The 21,112-nt window shown below is 63.8% G+C and carries 20 protein-coding genes; 9 read left to right on the top strand and 11 right to left on the bottom strand.

Annotated elements, in window-relative coordinates:
- Window positions 1-127 precede the first annotated feature (127 nt).
- Both hemA and V8J83_RS05265 read right to left on the bottom strand, forming a co-directional pair.
- Complete coding sequence (gene hemA, locus V8J83_RS05260) at window positions 128-1,351, bottom strand: 5-aminolevulinate synthase (RefSeq protein WP_339984175.1); 1,224 nt, start codon at window positions 1,349-1,351, stop codon at window positions 128-130.
- Window positions 1,352-1,555: 204 nt separating this feature from the next.
- Complete coding sequence (locus tag V8J83_RS05265) at window positions 1,556-2,146, bottom strand: cytochrome P460 family protein (RefSeq protein ID WP_339984177.1); 591 nt, start codon at window positions 2,144-2,146, stop codon at window positions 1,556-1,558.
- Between the two features lie 238 nt (window positions 2,147-2,384).
- Here V8J83_RS05265 and V8J83_RS05270 point away from each other — a divergent pair, with 238 nt between their 5' ends.
- Window positions 2,385-3,773 (top strand): M20/M25/M40 family metallo-hydrolase, encoded by a 1,389-nt coding sequence (locus V8J83_RS05270; protein WP_339984179.1) that lies wholly within the window; start codon window positions 2,385-2,387, stop codon window positions 3,771-3,773.
- 116 nt (window positions 3,774-3,889) lie between these two features.
- Here V8J83_RS05270 and V8J83_RS05275 read toward each other — a convergent pair whose 3' ends face one another.
- The 3 genes from V8J83_RS05275 to V8J83_RS05285 form a co-directional block, all read right to left on the bottom strand.
- On the bottom strand, window positions 3,890-5,275 hold the full coding sequence (locus tag V8J83_RS05275) for an MATE family efflux transporter (protein ID WP_339984181.1): 1,386 nt from the start codon (window positions 5,273-5,275) through the stop codon (window positions 3,890-3,892).
- A 108-nt stretch (window positions 5,276-5,383) separates the two neighbouring features.
- Window positions 5,384-6,325 carry a nickel/cobalt transporter gene (locus V8J83_RS05280; RefSeq protein ID WP_339984183.1) on the bottom strand — a complete coding sequence of 314 codons (942 nt, stop codon included), beginning with the start codon at window positions 6,323-6,325 and terminating at the stop codon, window positions 5,384-5,386.
- Entirely contained in the window at window positions 6,313-7,029 is a 717-nt protein-coding gene (locus tag V8J83_RS05285) for a DUF1007 family protein (RefSeq protein WP_339984185.1), read from the bottom strand. The genes V8J83_RS05280 and V8J83_RS05285 overlap by 13 nt, the downstream gene beginning before the upstream one ends.
- Window positions 7,030-7,245: 216 nt before the next feature.
- Between V8J83_RS05285 and V8J83_RS05290 the strand changes: the two genes are divergently transcribed.
- From V8J83_RS05290 to V8J83_RS05315, 6 genes are all read left to right on the top strand, one after another.
- Entirely contained in the window at window positions 7,246-7,830 is a 585-nt protein-coding gene (locus V8J83_RS05290) for a hypothetical protein (RefSeq protein ID WP_339984187.1), read from the top strand.
- Window positions 7,831-7,929: 99 nt separating this feature from the next.
- Window positions 7,930-8,457, top strand: coding sequence for a hypothetical protein (locus V8J83_RS05295; protein WP_339984189.1), 528 nt, complete (start codon window positions 7,930-7,932; stop codon window positions 8,455-8,457).
- 184 nt (window positions 8,458-8,641) lie between these two features.
- The gene (gene parE / locus V8J83_RS05300; RefSeq protein ID WP_339984191.1) at window positions 8,642-10,603 is read left to right on the top strand and encodes a DNA topoisomerase IV subunit B; all 1,962 of its coding nucleotides are present in this window, start codon (window positions 8,642-8,644) and stop codon (window positions 10,601-10,603) included.
- A gap of 185 nt (window positions 10,604-10,788) precedes the next feature.
- Window positions 10,789-11,418, top strand: coding sequence for a hypothetical protein (locus tag V8J83_RS05305; RefSeq protein WP_339984193.1), 630 nt, complete (start codon window positions 10,789-10,791; stop codon window positions 11,416-11,418).
- Window positions 11,419-11,718: 300 nt separating this feature from the next.
- A complete protein-coding gene (locus V8J83_RS05310) occupies window positions 11,719-12,405 on the top strand; it encodes a hypothetical protein (RefSeq protein ID WP_339984195.1) in 687 nt (228 codons plus the stop codon).
- A complete protein-coding gene (locus V8J83_RS05315; protein ID WP_339984197.1) occupies window positions 12,405-12,845 on the top strand; it encodes a DMT family transporter in 441 nt (146 codons plus the stop codon). The genes V8J83_RS05310 and V8J83_RS05315 overlap by 1 nt, the downstream gene beginning before the upstream one ends.
- Here V8J83_RS05315 and V8J83_RS05320 read toward each other — a convergent pair.
- The 6 genes from V8J83_RS05320 to V8J83_RS05345 all read right to left on the bottom strand — a co-directional run bounded on the left by V8J83_RS05320 (window position 12,842) and on the right by V8J83_RS05345 (window position 17,982).
- Entirely contained in the window at window positions 12,842-14,653 is a 1,812-nt protein-coding gene (locus V8J83_RS05320) for an ATP-binding cassette domain-containing protein (RefSeq protein WP_339984199.1), read from the bottom strand. The two genes, V8J83_RS05315 and V8J83_RS05320, sit on opposite strands and share 4 nt — an antisense overlap.
- A gap of 174 nt (window positions 14,654-14,827) precedes the next feature.
- Window positions 14,828-15,451: a peptidylprolyl isomerase gene (locus V8J83_RS05325; protein WP_339984201.1), complete on the bottom strand. Its 624-nt coding sequence runs from the start codon at window positions 15,449-15,451 to the stop codon at window positions 14,828-14,830.
- A complete protein-coding gene (locus V8J83_RS05330; protein ID WP_339984203.1) occupies window positions 15,444-15,944 on the bottom strand; it encodes a peptidylprolyl isomerase in 501 nt (166 codons plus the stop codon). Before V8J83_RS05330 ends, V8J83_RS05325 begins: the two co-directional genes overlap by 8 nt.
- Window positions 15,945-15,975: 31 nt before the next feature.
- A complete protein-coding gene (gene coaD / locus V8J83_RS05335; RefSeq protein WP_339984205.1) occupies window positions 15,976-16,470 on the bottom strand; it encodes a pantetheine-phosphate adenylyltransferase in 495 nt (164 codons plus the stop codon).
- 89 nt (window positions 16,471-16,559) lie between these two features.
- Window positions 16,560-17,006, bottom strand: a complete 447-nt coding sequence (locus V8J83_RS05340) for a CBS domain-containing protein (protein ID WP_339984207.1) — start codon at window positions 17,004-17,006, stop codon at window positions 16,560-16,562.
- Window positions 17,007-17,088: 82 nt separating this feature from the next.
- Window positions 17,089-17,982, bottom strand: coding sequence for a LysR family transcriptional regulator (locus V8J83_RS05345; RefSeq protein WP_339984209.1), 894 nt, complete (start codon window positions 17,980-17,982; stop codon window positions 17,089-17,091).
- A gap of 97 nt (window positions 17,983-18,079) precedes the next feature.
- Here V8J83_RS05345 and V8J83_RS05350 point away from each other — a divergent pair, with 97 nt between their 5' ends.
- The gene (locus tag V8J83_RS05350) at window positions 18,080-19,579 is read left to right on the top strand and encodes a CoA-acylating methylmalonate-semialdehyde dehydrogenase (protein WP_339984211.1); all 1,500 of its coding nucleotides are present in this window, start codon (window positions 18,080-18,082) and stop codon (window positions 19,577-19,579) included.
- A 336-nt stretch (window positions 19,580-19,915) separates the two neighbouring features.
- Window positions 19,916-21,052, top strand: coding sequence for a carboxylate-amine ligase (locus V8J83_RS05355; RefSeq protein WP_339984213.1), 1,137 nt, complete (start codon window positions 19,916-19,918; stop codon window positions 21,050-21,052).
- The last annotated feature ends 60 nt before the right edge of the window (window positions 21,053-21,112 follow it).

The following is a 21,112-nucleotide window of genomic DNA, read 5'->3' on the forward strand; positions in this document are numbered from 1 at the left end:
CAAGCGTCAGCAACAGATCGTTTCGGCGCGTTTTGGCGCATTATTTTGCAACGAATACGCGGGGATGTCGTGCCCTGCGCCAGATTGGCACGGCCCTGCAGGTTTCTGTGCGACCGCGTGCGGGGACTTATCCGGCAAGCTCCTGACGGTTGAGCGCGCAATGCGACCATAGCCCATCCATCGCGCGGACCAGACCGTCGAGCATCCCGGGCCCGTGCACCGGCGACGGCGTGAAGCGCAGACGCTCCGTGCCGCGCGGCACCGTGGGGTAGTTGATCGGCTGCACATAGATGCCGAAATCCGTCAGCAGCATATCGGAGATCGACTTGGTGTGGACCGGATCGCCGACCATGACCGGCACGATATGGCTGCCGTGGTCGATGATCGGCAGGCCAAGCGCCTTGAGCCGCATCTTCAGGACGCGGGCACGCTCCTGGTGCAGATCGCGCAGGGCCTGATCGGTTTTCAGGTGCCGGACCGAGGCCGCGGCGCCCGCCGCAACCACGGGCGGCAGCGAGGTGGTGAAGATGAACCCCGGCGCATAAGACCTTACGGCATCACACATTTTCTCGGAGGCGGCGATGTAGCCGCCATGCACGCCGAACGCCTTGCCGAGCGTGCCGTTGATGATGTCGACCCGGTCCATCAGGCCGTCACGCTCTGCCACGCCACCGCCGCGCGGGCCATACATGCCCACCGCGTGGACCTCGTCGAGGTAGGTGAGCGCGCCGAACTCGTCGGCCAGATCACACAACGCCTCGATCGGGCCGAAATCGCCGTCCATCGAATAGATCGATTCGAAGGCGATCAGCTTCGGCGCTTCGGGATCGTCGGCCGCCAGCAGCTCGCGCAGATGCGCCACGTCGTTGTGACGGAAAATGCGCTTGGCCCCGCCGTTGCGGCGCACACCTTCGATCATGCTCGCGTGGTTAAGCGCGTCGGAATAAATAATGAGGCCAGGGAAGAGCTTGGGCAGCGTACTTAAAGTCGCGTCATTGGCGATATAGGCCGAGGTAAAGACCAGTGCGGCCTCCTTGCCATGCAGATCCGACAGCTCGGCCTCGAGCGCCTTGTGATAGACCGTCGTTCCCGAGATGTTGCGCGTCCCGCCAGATCCCGCGCCGGTGGCCTCCAGCGCCTCGTGCATCGCGTCGAGCACAACCGGATGCTGCCCCATTCCGAGGTAATCATTGCCGCACCAGACCGTGATCTCCTGCTCGGAGCCATCGGGCTTTTTCCACACCGCATGGGGAAAGTTGCCCTTGTGCCGTTCGATATCGATGAACGTGCGGTAGCGGCCTTCCTCGTGCAGCTTGCCAAGCGCAGCGTCGAGTGCGGTGTCGTAGTTCACTGGCGGTCTCCTTGAACGCGGCACCGGTGTACCGCGTCAGTTCGATGGCTGTGGGGTGCTCCGTCCCCTCACCGCTGACATATGGCCCAATGGCCCCTGAGGCCAAGTTACAAAATGCCGCTGCTTCGGCATTGATCTGCATCAAGACGCGACGTCAAACGGAAAAGGCCCCCGACACTTCCGCCGAGGGCCGGAAAAGGGGCCTTACTCGGCGCCCAGGCGCACCTCGAAGGCAGGATAGCCGAGGCTGTCGGAGAACGTGTAGCCGCCGTGGCAATCGTGGCAGAACGCCTGACTGATGTTCATCGGGTTTCCGTTGGGCTGCACCGCGGAATAGAACCAGCCGTCGGCGTCGGGATATTCCTCGACCGTGCCGCGCGTCATGATGAACAGCGGGCCGCGGCGCGGGGCATTGTCGCGCAGCGTGTAGCTTTCCTTGGCGATGACGGTGCCCACGGGCATCTCGAAGCTTTCGTCATCCTCTTCGTACTGGATGTACGCCTCATAGCCGACTTCGTTGACATAGGTGTTCAGGAACCGGCCCCCGTGGAACCCCGGCGCGGCGGGCCCGGTCTGCGCATGGCCCCAATCGCGGTAGACGGCGGCGACCTCGTTGTCACCGGCTTGGTAGTTCTCCAACAGCTCATCGGCGACACAATCGTAAAGCGCGTCGATCTGCTCTTGGGTGAAATCGGGGATTTCGGCCTCGAAGGTACAGCTGTGTTCGTCGGCGGCGGCGGAAGTGGCAAAAAGCGCTCCGGCGATGGCGACGGAGGCGAGAAGGCGTTGGGTCATGTAAGGATCGTCCCTGGTTATGCGTTGTCCCGCTGCCCGGCGAGGACAGCTGCGCGCGACGCTACTGCATCGTGCGACAAAGCCCTCGTCACGCTTGTTCACAAAGACGGGAGGCGCCTTTCCATCGCGCCTCGGCCCGCCCGGGGCCGCCTCGCGGCTGCCCGCTTGCACCTGCCCCGCGCCCGCGCGACACTGCGCGAAAGCCGATACCCCCTACCCCCTTCCGAACGGAGTTTTCATGTCCCTCGACGCCGTCCTGTCCCGCATCGATGCCGATCTCGACGCCGCCACCGCGCGGCTGTTCGAACTGTTGCGCATACCGTCGATTTCCACCGATCCAGCCTATGACGGCGACGTCGCGAAAGCCGCCGATTGGCTGGCGGCGGAGTTGACCGGGCTGGGGTTCGAGGCCAGCGTGCGGCCCACCACCGGCCATCCGATGGTGGTGGCGCATGGGGCGGAATTGGCGGTCGGCGCGGGCCCGCATGTGTTGTTCTACGGCCATTACGATGTGCAGCCGGTCGATCCGCTGGAGCTGTGGCGGCGCGACCCGTTCGATCCGGTCATCGAAGAGCAAAACGGCAAGCGGGTGATCCGCGCGCGCGGCGCCGCCGACGACAAAGGCCAGCTGATGACCTTCATCGAGGCGTGCCGTGCCTGGAAGGCGGAAACCGGGGCCCTGCCCGCGCAGGTCACCATCTTCCTGGAGGGGGAGGAGGAAAGCGGCTCGCCCTCGCTGGTGCCGTTCCTGGAGGCGCAGGCCGACGAGTTGCGCGCAGAGGTCGCCTTGATCTGCGACACCGGGCTTTATGCCGACGGGGTGCCCGGCATCGTGACGCAATTGCGCGGCATGTTGCAGGAAGAGATCACCGTGACCGGCCCGCGCATCGACCTGCATTCGGGGATGTTCGGCGGCGTGGCGATGAACCCGATCCGCGTGTTGAACCGGGTGTTGGCCAATCTGCATGATGACCACGGCGTGATCCAGGTGCCGGGGTTTTACGACGGCATTCCCGAGCTGGACCCGGAGTTGAAGGCGCAATGGGACGGGCTTGGTTTCCAGGCGGAGACGTTTTTGGGCCCCGTGGGCCTGAGCCATCCGGCGGGGGAAGCGGGGCGCAGTGGCCTCGAGATGATCTGGTCGCGGCCCACCGCAGAGGTCAACGGCATCTGGGGCGGCTATACCGGTGCGGGCTTCAAGACCGTGTTGCCGAGCGAGGCCCATGCCAAGATCAGTTTCCGGCTGGTGGCGGGGCAGGATCCGGAGCGGTTGCGCGAGGCGTTCCGCGATTGGGTCACGGCGCAGATGCCGCCCGATTGTTCGGTGGCGTTCACCGGCCACGGCGCGTCCCCGGCCGGGATGATGGACACGAGCCATCCGATTTTCGAGAAGACGCGTGCGGCGTTGTCGGAGGAATGGCCCACCGAGGCGGCCTATATCGGCTGCGGTGGCTCGATCCCGGTGGCGGGATATTTCAAGACCATCCTGGGCATGGATTCGGTTCTGGCCGGGTTCGGGCAGGATGACGACGCGATCCATTCGCCCAATGAGAAATACGATGTGGAGAGCTTTCACCGCGGCATCCGGTCCTGGGCGCGGGTGTTGGGGAAACTGTCCAACACGTAGGGCGCGCAATGACAGGGCGGCAGGGGGCTGTCTGCCCCCTACGCGACTTTTCCTTCGGGAAAAGCCGCTGACCCCCGAGAGTATTTTGAAAACAAGGAAGACGGGCGCGCGCGCGATCAGGCCGCGTCGGATGAGGGCGTTGATGTTGACTCGGTTTCCGCTGAGAGCGCGCGCGCGAGCCGTTGGAAGCGCAGGATCAGCACCAGCCCCGCGATGGCCAGTCCGATCGCCAGCCCCGCCCAGATGCCTTCCCCCGCAAAGTCCAGCGGGAAGCCCAGGTAATAGGCCAGCGGCACGCCGAGGATCCAATAGGCCACGAAGGCATAGATCATCGGGATCGTCGTATCCTGCAGGCCGCGCAGCAGGCCAAGGGCCATGACCTGCGCGGCATCGGCCAGTTGAAAGAAGCACGCCACGATCAGCAGGCTGACGCCGATGGCGATGATCTGCGGGCGCAGCGGGTCGGTCGGGTCCACGAAGAGGCCCACCAGCGGGGCTGCGGCGGCGATCAGCAGCACAATCGTGGCCGCCACCATCAGCGCCGACAGCAGCAGCGCGGCCCAGGCGGCGCGGCGCAATGCGGTCTGATCGCCCAGGCTCCAGGCACGCCCGACGCGGATCGTGGCCGCCGAGCTGAGCCCGATGTGGATCATGAAGGTCACCGAAATGATCTGCAGGGCGATGCCGTGGGCGGCCAGTTCCAGCGTGCCGATCCACCCCATCAGAAGCATCGTCGCCATGAACAGCCCCGCCTCCAGCAGGAGCGTCACCGCGATCGGCGCGCCGAGCCGGAAGACCTGGGCCATGGCTTGCGGATCAGGCCGCCAGAACCGCGCGAACAAGGCGTAGTCGCGCATGCCGCGCGCGCGGGCGGCATAGAGCGCGAGGATGGCGAAGATCAGGATATGGGTGCCGAGCGAGGCGATGGCCGCGCCTTCCAGGCCCAGCTCCGGCGCGCCCAGATTGCCAAAGATCAGCACCCAGTTGACGAAGGCGTTGAGCACCAGCCCACCCAGCCACGCCCACATCACGATGCCGGGCCGATCCAGCGCACTCAGGTGCGAGCGCAGCGCAATCAGCAGCACACCGGGCCAGATGGCAAGACCCGCAATCCGCAGATAGGCCTGCGCATCGGCGGCAACCTGCGGCGCCTGCCCCGCGGCCAGCAGGATCGCCTCGGAAAACCACATGACCGGCAGCGACACGGCCCCGAAGATCAACCCGATCCACAACCCCATCCGCGTGACCCGTCGCACCTGCACCGCGTCGTCACGTGCCGCCGCCGCCGCAACCATCGGCATCACCGCCAGCGAAAACCCCATCCCCATGATCAGAATCAGGTGGAAGTAGCTCGACCCAAGCGCCACCGCGGCCAGTTCCTCGACCCCGTACCAGCCCATCATCACCGTGTCGGTCACGCCGATGAAGGTTTGCGCCAATTGCCCCCCGATCAACGGCAGGCCAAGGCTTAGCGTGGCGCGGATATGTTGGGCGAAGGTCATGGGTCGCCATACGCCGATGCCCGCCCTCCGGCAAGCCGGACGCAATACCGGGCAAGCCGGACGCAATACCGGGCAGGCCGGACGCAATACCGGGCAGGCCGGGCCTGCTCAGAGGGCTGCCAGCGCCAACTCGACCGCCAGCAGCGCCACGATGAGGCCCACGACCAACTCGATCACCGGCTGCACCCGCGCCAGCGTCGTGCTTTCCGCCAAGCCCGCCAGAACCGAGCGCCGCAGGCCAACCGCCGCCACCGCAACCGCGACCGTCACCGAGGCCGTGCCGATGGCCATCGCAAACGTGCCCGCGACACCGGCCCAGAACACGCCCAATTGCGCCGTCAGGATCAACAGGAACAACGCCCCGGTGCAGGGCCGGATCGCCACCGCCGCAATCAGGGCCAGGACCTCGCGCGGGCTTCCGGCGCGCGCCAACGCCGCGGGATCGGGCCCGTGGGCATGGCCGCAGGTGGAACACACCGCCGCCTCGCCGGTGTGATCATGGTCATGCGAATGCCCATCCCGATGCGAATGCCCGTGCCCCGTCCCACCCGAAGGACGCAATCGCCACACCCCGCGCGCCCCGCGAAACGCCAGCCACAAGCCCACCAGCGCAATCGCCGCAAAGCTCAGCGGCGCAAAAAGCCGGTCCGCCATGTCGGTCATCTGTTCCCGGCCCCAGCCCAGCAGCCAAAGCCCGAGCCCCACCATCACGATCGCCGTCATCGCCTGCGCCAGTGACGAGGCCAGCGCCACGGCCGACAACCGCCACGCGCCCACCGCGCGGGCCGCCCCGTAGCCACCGATCAACAGCTTACCGTGCCCCGGCCCCGCCGCATGGAAAAAGCCGTAACCAAAGCAGATCGCCATCAACCCGAAGACCGCCGCCGGCTCTCCGGCACGCAACCGCCGCAACGCGCCTGCCATCGCGTCCTGCGCGTCGCGTTGTCCGTCCAATGCCCATGCCGTGACAACCCGGTCCCCGCCCGATACCCAGAACCACAGCCCCGCCGCCAGCACCACAACCGCAATCGCGGCCATCATCCATCGCATGTGAAGACCACCTGATCGGCGAAATGTGCCCCGACGGGCGGGAAATTGTCCTCCGCCGCGACCGCGCCGCCGATCTCTTCCAGCGCCGCCTCCAGCACCGCATAGGCCGCGTCGAGATCCGCGCGCACCAGGTCCGTGTCGCAGTCCGGGCCATCCGGCCCCTCGACCACCATCTCGCCGATCATCTCGAAGGCGATGTAGAATTCCGGGTCATAGGCCTGCGCGATCAAGGCGCCCGCGCCGCCGGGGTCGACCACCGGTCGGCGGTGCGTCGTGCGTATCTGCCCCTCGCCCACCAATTCCATCGACACCGGCTCGGGCGCGCCGATCTCCAACACCTGCGCCCCCCGGCGCAACTCAAGCCCGCCCTCGAACCCGCTGTTCCAGTTCAGATCGAACCCCAGCGTCTCGGCCACTTCCGCCTCGGTCAGCGTCAGGTCGAAATCGGGGTCGAGCCCGTAATCCTCAAGCAGGATCAGGGAATACAACCCATCGTAAAGCCACGTGACTTCCACCGCCGCGACCCGCCCGTCCTCCATGATCAGGCGCAGGCCGGCGTCGATGAAGATATGCGGATGCGCGGGCGCGCATGCCGGCCAAAGTGCTGCGGCGCAGGCCAAGGCCCCAAGCCGCGACCCGAAACGGGGTGCAAGGCGGGCCAGACGCGGGGCCAGGCGCGGCAAATGGGGCAAGTAACGGCGCATGGGCCTTTGTATCCGTCAGCCCCGCCGCAGGAGCAAGGCGATCTGCGACGCATCGGCGGGCCTTTGCCCCCGGACCCGGCTGCCCCAGGCGTTCGGCCCCCGACAATTGTTTACATTTTGGTGGGTCATTGTCCCCAAAGCCGGTGCAATCCGCCACAATATTGCCGGGTTCATGGCGGATAACCGCCAATGGATTGTATAGAAAAGAGTAGCTCAGTGACCCGTTCTGCCCTCATTTCAAGGTTCTCACGCACCGAAAGCGGCGCCATCACGGTCGATTGGACCGTACTGGCCGCGGCCATGACCGCCATGTGCCTGGCCACCGCCGCGCTGATGAATGACAATTTCAACATGTTGGGCGGCATGATGGACGCCGAACTGCGCGATCGGCAGATGCAGGATGACTGGGTCGAATTCTACGCCAGCCATTTCGAAGCCGCCCTTGAGACCGGCTACATCACCGAGGATCAGGCCCAGGCCATGCATGACCTGGCCGCCAGCATGTCGACCAACAACCTGCGCGATCAACTCGAAGCAGGCATCACAGCGCTGGAGAATGGCACCATCACAACCGATGAACTGGTCGAGCTTGTGGCCATCGCCTCCGTTGCCCAACAGCTCAACCTGGTCGATGAGGCCACGATGGACACTTATTTCGGGTTCAGCGGTGGAGAGCCGCAATACATGAACTCCGCCGCCGCACCCAGCAGCACCGGCACCTACCAAGGCGTCGCCGCCGGTGGCACCGAAACCGCGGGCGATGAAGGCGGCAGCAATGGCGGGGGGTCAAGCGGCACCTGACCGGGTCTCGTTTGGACAGATCACATGCACCTCATGCCCTCCCCCCTGCACCGCGCGCGTCCGAGCCGCACCGCACCGGCCCGAAAGGACCGCAGTTTCATGACCGACCTTGCTTCGCAGACCAATGCGCCCGCCACGCAACTCGCCCGTTTCGCAACGGATGAATGTGGCGCGATCAGCGTCGACTGGACGATGATCTCCGCCGCCGCCGTCGGCTTCGCGCTTGCGACGGCTGCGTATTTCACCGACATCAACGCCTTTCTCGCCACCAACATGAACACCGAGCTTGAGGGCGGCGACCTCTCGGACAGCGTGCCGATCTACATTGCCGAGCATTTTGCGCCGTTGATAAATGAAGGCGCCGTGACGCCCGAGGCCGCGATAGAGCTCTACGATGCCGCCCACGAAATGATGAACTACGAGATCATCACCACGCTGGAGCAGGGGATCCAACAACTCGAGGCGGGCGAATTGACCACCCAGGAGTTGAACGAGCTGGTCGCCGTCGCCTCCGTCGCGCAGGAACGCGATCTCGAACGCGAAGAGACCCTCGACCATTACTTCGGCTTCGACGGCTCCACCCCGTTTTACGCCAGCGCCGGGACCACCGAGGTCGCCAGCCAGTAATCCGCGCACCGCACAGGCGCTCCGCCCCCCACATTCCGGCGCGCTTTCAACGCCCTAGGCCCCCGCCCGGCCCGCCCCCGGTCCATGGGTGCCCATGCCTGTGCCAAATCGCGCCCGCGCACCTTCCCCCCCTTCCCCAAACCTGCCATTATTGCTCAAAGCGCACACAACATAGAGCAGAGCCATGGCAGACGACCTCCTTTCGGGCCAGCCCGACGCATCCGCCTATGACGCCTCCTCCATCGAGGTGCTCGAAGGTCTGGAACCCGTCCGCAAACGTCCCGGCATGTATATCGGCGGCACCGATGAACGCGCGTTGCACCACCTTGTGGCCGAGGTGCTCGACAATTCCATGGACGAGGCCGTCGCAGGCCACGCCAACCGCATCGAAGTCACCCTGCACAGCGATTTCTCCGTCACCATCACCGACAACGGGCGCGGCATCCCCGTCGACCCGCACCCCAAGTTCCCCGACAAATCCGCCCTCGAAGTGATCCTGTGCACGCTGCACGCAGGCGGCAAATTCTCGGGCAAGGCCTACCAGACCTCCGGCGGCCTGCACGGCGTCGGCGTCTCGGTCGTCAACGCGCTGTCGGACCACGTCCGCGTCGAGGTCGCCCGCAACCGCGAGCTTTTTGCACAAACCTTCTCGCGCGGCATCCCGCAAGGCCCGGTCCAATCGCTCGGAACCACCCCCAACCGACGCGGCACCGCCGTCACCTTCCACGCCGACGAAGACATCTTCGGCTCCCACCGCTTCAAACCCGCGCGCCTGCACAAGATGGTCCGCTCCAAGGCCTACCTCTTCTCCGGCGTCGAGATCCGCTGGAAATCGGAAATCGACGACGGCGAAACGCCTACCGAGGCCACCTTCCACTTCCCCGGTGGCCTCGCCGATTACCTCGGCGAAACCCTTGGCACCGCGCCCACCTATTCCGACAAACCCTTCGCCGGTAAGGTCGAATTCCAACCCCGCTTCGGCGTCCCCGGCTCCGTCGAATGGGCCATCAACTGGACGCCCACGCGCGACGGCTTCATGCAATCCTATTGTAACACCGTCCCCACCCCCGAGGGCGGCACCCATGTCGGCGGCTTCTTCGCGGCCGTGCTCAAGGGCATCAAGGCCTACGGCGAGTTGGCCAACAACAAAAAGGCCGCCAATATCACTCGCGATGACCTCGCCAACGGGGCCTGCGCGCTGGTGTCGTGCTTCATCTCGGAACCCGAATTCGTGGGCCAGACCAAGGACCGCCTCGCCACCACCGAAGCCGCCCGCCTTGTCGAAGGCGCGGTGCGCGACCACCTCGACAATTGGCTGGGTCAGAACACCAAGGAAGCCGGCGCGATCCTCGATTTCCTCGTCCTGCGCGCCGAAGAACGCCTGCGCCGCAAGCAGGAAAAGGAAACCGCCCGCAAATCCGCCACCAAGAAACTGCGCCTGCCCGGCAAGTTGGTCGATTGCTCGCAATCCGCGCGCGACGGCACCGAATTGTTCATCGTCGAAGGCGACAGCGCGGGCGGCTCCGCCAAGATGGCCCGCGACCGCAAGACGCAAGCCCTCCTGCCCCTGCGCGGCAAGATCCTCAACGTCCTCGGCGCGGCGTCGAACAAACTGACCTCTAACGCCGAAATCTCCGACCTGACGCAGGCGCTTGGCGTGGGCCTTGGCACCAAGTTCAACATCGACGATCTGCGTTACGACAAGATCATCATCATGACCGATGCAGACGTCGACGGAGCGCATATCGCCTCGCTCCTGATGACCTTCTTCTTCACCCAGATGCGCCCGATGATCGACCAGGGCCACCTGTATCTGGCCTGCCCGCCGCTCTTCCGCCTCACCCAAGGGGCAAAACGCATCTACTGCATCGACGAGGAAGAGCGCGACGAATGGCTGGCCAAGGGATTGGGCGGCAAGGGAAAAATCGACGTCAGCCGCTTCAAGGGTCTCGGCGAAATGGACGCCAAGGATTTGAAAGAGACCACCATGGACGTGAGCACCCGCAAGCTGATCCGGGTTTCGGTTGACGACGACGTGCCGGGCGAGACGGGTGATCTGGTGGAGCGGTTGATGGGGAAAAAGCCGGAATTGCGGTTCCAGTATATTCAGGAAAATGCGAGGTTCGTGGAGGAGTTGGATGTTTGAGGGATGATCAGACAGCCTTGGAAATCCGAATCCTAATTGACCGACTTTTTAGAGAACCTGCGGACGAAGATTATCTAGTAGCGAGATGGGCCCTTCGAAATGATCTACTACATCAATTCTGCTGGAGCTCCTTGCAAGCGATCGAAAAGTATTGCAAATCCATTCTGCTAAAGAACCAAAAAAGTGTGAAGCGTTTTTCTCACAAAATTTCGAACATCCTGTTAAACGTATACGAGATATATGACGATAAACTACCTTCGATTTATTGCCCGCCAAGAGAGTTTGGCCTCCATCCCTACCATTATCACAAACGCTTCGAGCCGTTCGTCGATTTTGCGAAGAGAGTCGAAGAAAATGGTGATCCAGCAAATCGCTACAGGCAGTATGGAGTATCTGTCGAAAAGTTCGATCTCCATAAACTTGATGAGATAGTGTTTCTTCTAAGAAAGATAGCCGTTGCACGCGATCCAATTCTTAAGCACCCACTCAACAAAAAATTGACCGACCCAGCTGGCAACACGTTTGATTATGGAGTGGATTTCTATGACTGGAACAGGCATATACTGAGAAATCCTCAGCACTTAGAAACGCTTCGTTGGCGAAACCACTCCTTCTTTGGAAGTTCTGCGCTTTCTGAGAAAAGCATTTTAGTTGGTATTTCCTGCACCAACAGCCCCTATGTCGAAGCGAATTGGACCGGAAAACCAGGCATAGACGCAATAAATTGGATAAAGGAAAATACGAAGATTACCAAGCTGGATGCGATTGCACTCCAGAAATTGACATCTGGAAATCGTACGCTTTTGGGCTTTTGAGGCCATGATCTGTACAAAATACGGTTCTTGCGGTTAATCCAACTGGTCGACACGGACCAAGACCATGGGGATGCCACAACTGCCCCCCCCTCTAGGCCCCGCACTTTATCCCTCCCCGGGGCTCCGCCCGTTCGCGGCTGAAACGCTCCCTGGAGCGCTTCCGAGACGCCGCTCACCCCCCCTCTTAACAAAACCTTAACAAAAAATCCTTTATCAAATCAAAACAATAACTTAACCCCCGGTTGCAACCTTGCAACCACCCCCCTTGCCTCCCCCCACCGCCTCCGCCACACTTCCCCCATGCGCACGCTCCTGCTGATCCTGCTGATCGTCCTGCTCGCCACCTGCGGCCGTCCCCTGACCGAGGCCGAGCGCGCCTATATGGCCGAGATACAGGGCGACACGTTCGACCCCGCCCCCGTCCGCATCGCCCGCAACCCGTTCGTCGGGATCTTCACCCAAACCTACCCCACGCGCCCGCCCACGACCTGCCGCGAGCGCATTTTTCCGCCCCCCGACACCCCCACGATCAGCGGTCAGACCGCCGGCATCGTCTTCTTCAACACGCTGCATTTGCGCGAGGATGTCGTGCTGCCCGATTACACGCGCTTTGAGGATGGCACCCGCGGCCTCGTCGCCGCGATGTTCTTCGCCCATGAGATGACCCACATCTGGCAATGGCAGAACCGCGATGTGACCCAGTACCACCCGTTCCGCGCCTTCTGGGAACACGCGGTGGTCGAAGACCCCTACCTGTTCGACAACGACGACCCGCGCCCATTCCTCGACTACGGCTATGAACAACAGGCGAGCCTCGTGGAAGAATACGTCTGCTGCCGCGCGCTCGATCCCGATGGCGCGCGCACCGGCCGGCTTGAGGCGCTGATCGGCGCGGTCATGCCCGTCACACCGCTACAATCGCGCGCCGATGACACCGATATCCGCATCCCCTGGGCCGACGCGCCCATCGGCGGGATCTGTTCGTGATGCCCACCCAAGCGCTCATCATGTTCGCCGCCGGGATCGGCATCCCGATCCTTGCCGCCCTGAACGCGCGGCTCGGCGCCAACATCGGATCGCCCGCAGCGGCGGCCACGATCCTCTTCGTCGTGGCCCTGGCCAGCGCAGCTGTGACCGCCGCGGTCACCGGGTTGGAGCCCCTGCGCGCCCTGCCCGGACAACCCACACACCTGTTTCTCGCAGGCGCTCTGATCGCGTTCTACGTGCTCACGATCACTTATATCGCGCCCACCTTCGGGGTCGGAAATGCGGTGTTCTTCGTCCTGCTCGGGCAATTGGTCAGCGCCGCCGCGATTGACCATTTCGGCCTGTTCGGCGCGCAGGTCAGCCCGATCTCCGGCGTGCGCCTTCTGGGGATTGCTGTGATGGCGGCGGGCGTCGCCCTGACCCAGCTCGCGGCGCGTTAACCAGCCTTTTCCTCAAGCTCCAGCCATTCCATCTCGGCGGCCTCCAGCTTGGCCTGCCGCTCGGCCAGCGCATCCGTTGCCTTCTGCGCCTTCACCGGTTGGGCGGTGTAGATCCCGGGATCTGATAGAAGATCGGACAGTTTCGCGATCTCCGCCTCCAGCCGCTCGATCTCGGCGGGCAAGGCTTCCAACCGATGCTTCTGCGTGAACGACAAACCTGATGCTTTTGCCTTTTCAACGGGTTGGTCGGAAGCCGCCACCTGCTTGACCTTTGACTTTTCCGGCGCAGCGGCGCGGCGCTCACCGCGCTGCGCGACCATATCGGACCAGCCACCGGCATAAACCACCGCTTGCCCCGCGCCTTCCAGAGCCACCGTCGCCGTCGCAACACGGTCTAGAAAATCGCGGTCGTGACTCACGAGCAGGACCGTTCCCGGATACTCCCCCAGAAGATCCTGTAGAAGATCGAGCGTTTCGACATCCAGATCATTCGTCGGCTCATCGAGCACCAGAAGATTGCTTTCCCGCGCCATGATGCGCGCCAGAAGCAGCCGCGCCTTTTCACCCCCCGACAGCGAGCGGACCGGTGCGCGAGCCTGCGCCTCATCAAAGAGGAAATCCTTGAGATACCCGACCACATGACGCGGCACGCCGCGCACCAAAACCTGATCCGCGCGGCCAGATACGCCCACCTCCGGGTCGTTGACCAAGCTGTCCCAAAGCGTCGCCTCCGGGTCCAGCGCCGAGCGCGTCTGATCGAACACCGCCATCTCGATCCCGGTGCCGTGGGTCACGCTGCCGGTGTCAGGCTCCAACGCCCCGGTCAGTATCTTCAGAAGCGTCGTCTTGCCCGCGCCGTTGGGTCCGACAAAGGCCACCCGGTCGCCGCGCAACACGCGCAAATCGAACGGCTTCAGGATGTCTTTCCCATCGTAAGCCTTTGATATTTCACGCGCCTCTATAACCTTCTTACCCGATTGCGATCCTGCCTCGAACGCCATCGCAGCCGTCCCCTGCCGCCGGATCATCGCCGAGCGTTCCGCACGCAAATCCCCCAACGCGCGCACCCGGCCCATGTTGCGCTTGCGCCGCGCGCTGATGCCTTCGACGGCCCACCGGGCCTCGGCCTTGATCTTCCGGTCCAGCTTGTGACGCGCCAGATCTTCCTCCGCCCAGACCGTGTCGCGCCATTCCTCGAACCGGTCGAACCCGCGATCCATCCGCCGCACAACGCCGCGATCCAACCACAAAACGCCGCGCGCCAGCGCCTGCAAAAACGCCCTGTCGTGCGAGATCAGGATAAAGCCCGCACGCGTTTGGCGTAGCTCCCCCTCCAGCCATTGGATCGCGTCGATATCAAGGTGGTTGGTCGGCTCGTCGAGCAACATCAACTCCGGCGCCTCCGCCAGAAGCCGCGCCAGGGCCGCGCGCCGCCGCTCACCGCCCGAGGCCGCCTCAACCGATGCCTCAAGGCGCAGCTTCAACCCCTCCGCCGCCGCCTCGACCCGCCACGCCTCGGATGGGCTCAACGTGGCCAGCGCGAAGTCCCCAAGCGTGGCAAACCCGTCGAAATCCGGGTCCTGCTCAAGATATCCGACCGAGGTTCCATCGGGCAAAACCCGCATGCCTGCGTCGGCCTCCACCAGACCCGCCATCACTTTCATCAGCGTCGATTTGCCCGATCCGTTGCGCCCGACAAGCGCCATCCGGTCGCCGGTCTGCACCACAAGGTCGAGCCCCGCGAACACAGGGTCGCCGCCAAAGGTCAGTGCGATATCAGAAAGTTGCAAAAGAGGAGGTCTGGCCATCCGCGCGAGCTACGCGACGTCGCGCGCCGGTTCAAGAGGGTCGCGCCCGGTCGGGGGCGATTACTGCGTCCGGCGGCGTTTGGATGTCCCGGATCAAAACGGGCGCGCCCGATCCCGAACGCGCCCGTTTGATTTCGACGGCGGAGTTTCCCGGGTTCCGGGAGGCATGCGGCGCTACTCCAGCTCCGCCTCTTCTTCCTCTTCGGGCGGCGGCGGCGGCACCGGATCATCCTCGCGCACGCGCAATGCCGTCATCCGGTCCGGCTCGCCCACGACCGCGCCATTGCGCCCGCGACCACGCCGGATCACGTCGACGATCTCCATCCCTTCGACGACCTGCCCCACGATGGTATATTGCCCATCGAGGTGCGGGGCGGGCTCGAACATGATAAAGAACTGGCTGTTGGCCGAGTTCGGGTCATTGGACCGCGCCATACCGATCATGCCGCGCTCAAACGAGATCTCGTCCGAGAATTCCGCAGGCAGATCAGGGTATTGCGACCCGCCTCGCCCGGCATAGCGCATGTCCTGGCCCATCCGGCCAAACTCGACATCGCCGGTTTGCGCCATGAAGCCGTCGATCACGCGGTGAAAGACCACCTCGTCATAGGCGCCTTCGCCCGCCAATGTGGTGATCCGCTCCACATGCAGTGGCGCGCTCTGCTCGAACAGGTCGATCACAATGGTGCCCTGCGCATCCCCGGCCACGTCGATCTCAAGCCCTGTCGCGCCGACCGGCCCGGCCAGCATTGCCGCGAGGGCGGCCATAGGCCGGAGGAGCGCCAGCGGCTCACGCATCGGCGGCCACCTTCACGCTGATCATCGTGTCCGGCTCGGCAGGCGGCTCGCCCCGGGTGATCGCATCGACATGCTCCATCCCGTCGATCACCTGACCGTAGACCGTGTATTGGCCATTCAGGAAATCGTTGTCCTTGAAGTTGATGAAAAACTGGCTGTTGGCCGAATTCGGGTTCGACGAGCGCGCCGCCCCAAGGCTGCCGCGCGCATGCGGGATACGCGAGAATTCCGCCGGAAGGTCGGGCTTGTCGGACCCGCCCGTGCCCGCCATGCGCAACGACGCCGCATCCTTGCCATGCTGCACATCGCCGGTCTGCGCCATGAAACCGTCGATCACGCGGTGAAAGACCACCCCGTCATACGCGCCTTCGCGGGCCAGTTCCTTCATCCGCTCCACATGTGCGGGGGCCACGTCGGGCAGCAATTCGATGGTGACGGTGCCGCCCTTGAGTTCCATCAGAATGGTGTTTTCGGGATCTTTGATATCGGCCAATGTGGCTCTCCTTGTTCCGTGTCTGCCCCGCTCAGCGCGGGAATTTCTCAAGCAATGCGCGGTTCACGGGCGGCGTCACGAAATGCGACACATCCCCGCCCAACCGCGCGATTTCCTTCACCAGCTTCGAGGCGATCGCCTGATGCTCGGCCTCCGCCATCAAAAAGACCGTGGTGATCGAGGCGTCCAGTTTGCGGTTCATCCCCACCATCTGGAACTCGTATTCGAAATCCGCAACCGCGCGCAGGCCGCGAATGATCATCTCGGCGCCGACGTCGCGGGCGCAGTCGATCAACAGGTTCTCAAATGGATGCGCAACGATTTCGGTCCCGAACGCGTCAGTCATCTTGGCGCATTCCGCCTCAACCATCGCCACGCGCTCTTCAAGGGCGAACAACGGCCCCTTGTCGCGGTTGATCGCCACGCCGATGACCAGTTTGTCCACCAGCTTGCAGGCGCGTTTGATGATGTCGACGTGACCCAGGGTAATCGGGTCGAACGTGCCGGGATATAGCCCTGTGCGCATGAGATGCTCCGCCGTCTGTCCGGGCGGCACGGGAACACGATTTCAGCCCGGTTTGCAACCGGATCGCGGCAGAGGTCCCGAGACCGGCGTCAGAAGCCCTTGATCATGCCTTCCAACGCTTCCTTTTCCATCGACAATTCAGCCAGTTGCGCCTTGACCACATCCCCGATGGAGATCAAGCCGACCATCTCGCTACCCTCCATCACCGGCATGTGGCGGAACCGGCCATCGGTCATCTTGCCCAACACGCTGTCGACCGTCTCGGTCCGCGTGGCCGAAACGATCTTCGACGTCATCAGGCTTTCGACCGGGTCCGCAAGGCAGCCCGGCCCGTTCGCGCCGATCGCGCGCACGATGTCGCGTTCCGACAGGATCCCCGCCATCTGCCTGCCGTCCGACGACACGACCACCGCCCCGATCCGGCGCAACGACAACATCTTGGCCGCCTCGCCCACGCTCGATCCCGGCGCCACGCTGACCACGCTCTCGTCGGCACCGTCACCGGATTTGTCCTTGAGGATTTGTTGAACAAGCATTGTGGGCTCTCCCTTCGTTACCCGCGCATCCCGTGCGCCAAGCGTGGGTCCGAAACGCGCGAGCTGTCAAGTTTTCGTGAGCTCAGCCGACGCTCAGCCGCTCCAGCCGCGCAATCTCCGCGCGCAGCCCCGCGCTGACCAGGCCCGCGATCCGGTCCAGCCGGGCATCGCGCTGCCCCTCGTGCCGCACCAGCCAAAACGTCCGCGTCAACGCCACCTGCCCCGGCAGAACACGCTGCAATTCCGGCGCGGTGGGCAAGGCGAAATCATGCACAACCGCCAATCCGCCGCCCGCCCGCGCCATCTGCAACTGCACCGATATCGAGGTCGAGGCGAGCGGCACCCGGCTCACCCCCAACGCGCTCAGGTAATCCAGTTCCGCGTCGAAAATCATGTCGGGGATGTAGCCGATCATCCGCGCATCTTTTAGCGCGCCCACATCCCGCGGTGCCCCGTTGAGGGCCAGCCAATCGCGCGACGCCGCCAGCGACAGGCGATAATCGCTTAGCTTTTCGGCCTGCAACCTGGCCGTGTCGGGCCGTGACACCGTGATTGCGAAATCCGCCTCGCGCCGCGACAGGTTCACCACCCGTGGCAGGGCCACGATCTGCACATCCAGATCCGGGTGCGTTGCGGAAATGCCCGCGCAAACCTGCGGCAGAAGATACGTGGCACAGCCGTCGGGCGCGCCGATGCGGATCGGGCCCGATAGCGTTTCGCCCGCGCCCGACAACGCGCCCATCCCCCGCCCCAGCGCCGCCTCGGCCTCTTCCGCATGGGCCAAAAGGCGCTGCCCCGCCTCGGTTAAGCGGTAGCCTTGCGGCGACTTCACGAACAAGGCCGCGCCGGCCGCGTCCTCCAAACGCGCAATCCGGCGCGCAATGGTCGCGGGGTCCATCCGCACCGCCGCTTTTGCCGCCGTCAAGCTTTCGGCCCGGGCCGTGGCAAGAAAGATACGCAGATCATCCCAATTCATTCTTGCATTCCCGCAAAATGATACTGCGAAGCTTTCTCTTTTCCCGGCAAAAACGCAAGACTATGCTGCGCCAAACGCGTTTCTTGGGAGAGAGCACATGCAGCAGATTGGTCACTGGATTAACGGCAAACACGTCGCGGGCACCTCGGGGCGCACCGCCGATATCTGGAACCCCGCAACAGGCGAGGTTCAGGCACAGGTCGCGCTTGCCTCCAAGGCAGAGCTTGACGCCGCCGTCGAGGCCGCCGCCGCCGCCCAACCCGCTTGGGCCGCCACCAACCCGCAGCGCCGCGCGCGCGTGATGATGAAATTCGTCAGTCTCCTGCACCGCGATATGGACAAGCTCGCCGAAGCGCTTTCCCGCGAACACGGCAAGACCATCCCCGACGCCAAGGGCGACGTGCAGCGCGGCCTCGAAGTCGTGGAATTCTGCATCGGTGCGCCGCATATGCTGAAGGGCGAATTTACCGACAGCGCCGGGCCCGGCATCGACATGTATTCCTTGCGTCAGCCCATCGGCGTGGCCGCCGGCATTACGCCGTTCAACTTCCCCGCGATGATCCCGATGTGGAAAATGGCGCCCGCGCTGGTGTGTGGTAACGCCTTCATCCTCAAACCTTCCGAACGCGATCCCTCGGTTCCGATGATGCTGGCCGAATTGATGCAGGAAGCGGGCCTGCCCGATGGCCTGTTGCAGGTCGTCAACGGCGACAAGGACAGCGTCGATGCGATCCTCGACAACGAGACGATCTCGGGTATCGGTTTTGTCGGCTCCACGCCCATCGCGGCCTATATCTACGAGCGGGGCTGCGCCAACGGCAAGCGCGTGCAATGTTTTGGGGGTGCCAAGAACCACATGATCATCATGCCCGACGCCGATCTCGATCAGGCGGCGGATGCGCTGGTGGGCGCGGGATATGGCGCGGCGGGCGAGCGCTGCATGGCCATTTCCGTGGCCGTCCCGGTTGGCGAGGAAACCGCCGATCGCCTGATCGAAAAGCTGGTGCCGAAGATCGAGGCCCTGAAAGTTGGCCCCTATACCTCCGGTGATGATGTCGATTACGGCCCCGTCGTGACCCCGATGGCCAAGCAGAACATCGAACGTCTCGTGCAATCGGGCGTCGATGCGGGGGCAGAATTGGTCGTCGATGGCCGCAATTTCAGCCTTCAGGGCTATGAAGAGGGCTTTTTCGTCGGCCCGCACCTGTTTGACCGCGTGACCCCGGATATGGAGATCTACCGGAAAGAGATTTTCGGACCCGTCCTCGCAACCGTGCGCGCGGGCTCCTACGAAGAGGCGCTCAAGCTTGCCATGGACCACGAATATGGCAATGGGACAGCTATCTTCACCCGCGATGGCGACGCCGCGCGCGATTTCGCCAACCGCGTGAATGTCGGCATGGTGGGCGTCAACGTGCCGATCCCCGTGCCGTTGGCCTATCACACCTTTGGCGGCTGGAAGAAATCGGTCTTCGGCGATCTGAACCAGCATGGGCCGGATGCGTTCCGCTTCTACACGCGCACCAAGACTGTCACCTCGCGCTGGCCCTCGGGCATCAAGGAAGGCGGCGAGTTCACCATTCCCGTAATGGAGTGATCCGCGTGGTTTTGGTGGGCCAGATGGCGCTGTGAAACCCTTAAGATCGGGTTAGTGTGAAACGCTTTTTCTATTCGCATCAGGCCATTAGGCGATTTATCACGCGTGATACGTCGCGCAGATGTGGGCATTTGCGTAAAAAAAAGGCCCCTGACAAAAGTCAGGGGCCAGGCCAACAGGGAGGACGAGGGATGCGCCCGTCGGGCCACATCTCTCACCTGTCAAGATAGGCCCGCCTTGCGACCTGCGCCATGGAGGGAATCCTGACCTCCGCGCCGCCCATCCCCTTGCCAAACCGTTCGCTCCGCCCCACCCTCCCCTCACGGGAGGCAGGCCATGGCACAGCAGTTCGACGACGATCACTTCACCCTCGGCATCGAGGAAGAATACCTGCTCGTCGACCGCGACACCTACGATCTTTCCGAAGCCCCCTCGGGCCTGATGGAAGCCTGCGCCGCCGAGCTTGAGGGGCAGGTCAGTCCCGAATTCCTCAAGTGCCAGATCGAGGTTGGCACCGGCATCTGCCCCACCATCGCGCACGCCCGCGCCGACCTGCGCCGCCTGCGCCGCCATGTGGCCGCCTGCGCCGACCGCTTCGGCCTCGCGCCCATTGCCGTGTCCTGCCATCCGTTTGCCGACTGGAAGGATCAGCCCCATACCGACCGCGACCGCTACAACCAGTTGGCCCGCGACCTGGGCGGCGTGGTGCAGCGCATGCTGATCTGTGGCGCGCATTGCCATGTCGGCCTGCCCGATGACGCCGTGCGCATCGACGTGATGCGACAGCTGAGCTATTTCCTGCCGCATCTTCTCGCGCTCTCGGCCTCGTCGCCGTTCTGGCAGGGCCGCGATACCGGCCTGGCATCCTACCGGCTGACCGTATTCGACAACCTGCCCCGCACCGGCCTTCCGCCGACGTTCGGCTCCTTCGGCGAATACCGGCGCAGCGTCGATGTGCTGATCGACCTCGGCCTGATCGAGGATACGTCGAAAATCTGGTGGGATCTGCGCCCCTCCGCGCGTTTTCCAACGCTGGAGACGCGGATCTGCGATGTCTCCCCCCGGATGGAAGATCAACTGGCACTTTCGGCGATGATCCAATGCCTCGTACGCATGCTCTGCCGGCTGCGCAACGAGAACCAGCGCTGGCGCGTCTATGACAGGTTCCTGATCAACGAAAACCGCTGGCGCGCGCAACGCTATGGGGTGTCGGAGGGTTTGATCGATTTCGGCCGCAGTGCGGTGGTGCCGATGCCACAGCTGATCGAGGAACTGATCGCGTTAACGGCGGAGGATGCAGATGCGCTTGGCTGCGCGGCAGAGGTCGAGCGCCTGCATGACATGGCGCGGCAGACCAGCGCTGACCGACAACGTGCGGTTTATAGCGGGACCCGCGACGCGGGCGGCGACCATGGGGCTGGCATGCGATCGGTCGTTGAGCATTTGGTGGATGAGTTTCACGTCGATCTGTGACGGCTTTTGTGCACGCGTTTGGTGGGCGCGCAAACGAAAACGGGCGCCCAAAGGCGCCCG

Source organism: Gymnodinialimonas ulvae (genome assembly GCF_037543845.1).
Classification (GTDB): domain Bacteria; phylum Pseudomonadota; class Alphaproteobacteria; order Rhodobacterales; family Rhodobacteraceae; genus Gymnodinialimonas; species Gymnodinialimonas ulvae.

Coding starts and splice junctions, on each gene's coding strand:
- V8J83_RS05355 (WP_339984213.1), top strand. CDS start 19,916: ATGGCACAGCAGTTCGACGACGATCACTTCACCCTCGGCATCGAGGAA.
- V8J83_RS05340 (WP_339984207.1), bottom strand. CDS start 17,006: ATGCTTGTTCAACAAATCCTCAAGGACAAATCCGGTGACGGTGCCGAC.
- V8J83_RS05265 (WP_339984177.1), bottom strand. CDS start 2,146: ATGACCCAACGCCTTCTCGCCTCCGTCGCCATCGCCGGAGCGCTTTTT.
- V8J83_RS05270 (WP_339984179.1), top strand. CDS start 2,385: ATGTCCCTCGACGCCGTCCTGTCCCGCATCGATGCCGATCTCGACGCC.
- V8J83_RS05345 (WP_339984209.1), bottom strand. CDS start 17,982: ATGAATTGGGATGATCTGCGTATCTTTCTTGCCACGGCCCGGGCCGAA.
- V8J83_RS05275 (WP_339984181.1), bottom strand. CDS start 5,275: ATGACCTTCGCCCAACATATCCGCGCCACGCTAAGCCTTGGCCTGCCG.
- V8J83_RS05315 (WP_339984197.1), top strand. CDS start 12,405: ATGCCCACCCAAGCGCTCATCATGTTCGCCGCCGGGATCGGCATCCCG.
- V8J83_RS05285 (WP_339984185.1), bottom strand. CDS start 7,029: ATGCGCCGTTACTTGCCCCATTTGCCGCGCCTGGCCCCGCGTCTGGCC.
- V8J83_RS05320 (WP_339984199.1), bottom strand. CDS start 14,653: ATGGCCAGACCTCCTCTTTTGCAACTTTCTGATATCGCACTGACCTTT.
- coaD (WP_339984205.1), bottom strand. CDS start 16,470: ATGCGCACAGGGCTATATCCCGGCACGTTCGACCCGATTACCCTGGGT.
- V8J83_RS05310 (WP_339984195.1), top strand. CDS start 11,719: ATGCGCACGCTCCTGCTGATCCTGCTGATCGTCCTGCTCGCCACCTGC.
- V8J83_RS05280 (WP_339984183.1), bottom strand. CDS start 6,325: ATGCGATGGATGATGGCCGCGATTGCGGTTGTGGTGCTGGCGGCGGGG.
- V8J83_RS05295 (WP_339984189.1), top strand. CDS start 7,930: ATGACCGACCTTGCTTCGCAGACCAATGCGCCCGCCACGCAACTCGCC.
- parE (WP_339984191.1), top strand. CDS start 8,642: ATGGCAGACGACCTCCTTTCGGGCCAGCCCGACGCATCCGCCTATGAC.
- V8J83_RS05325 (WP_339984201.1), bottom strand. CDS start 15,451: ATGCGTGAGCCGCTGGCGCTCCTCCGGCCTATGGCCGCCCTCGCGGCA.
- V8J83_RS05350 (WP_339984211.1), top strand. CDS start 18,080: ATGCAGCAGATTGGTCACTGGATTAACGGCAAACACGTCGCGGGCACC.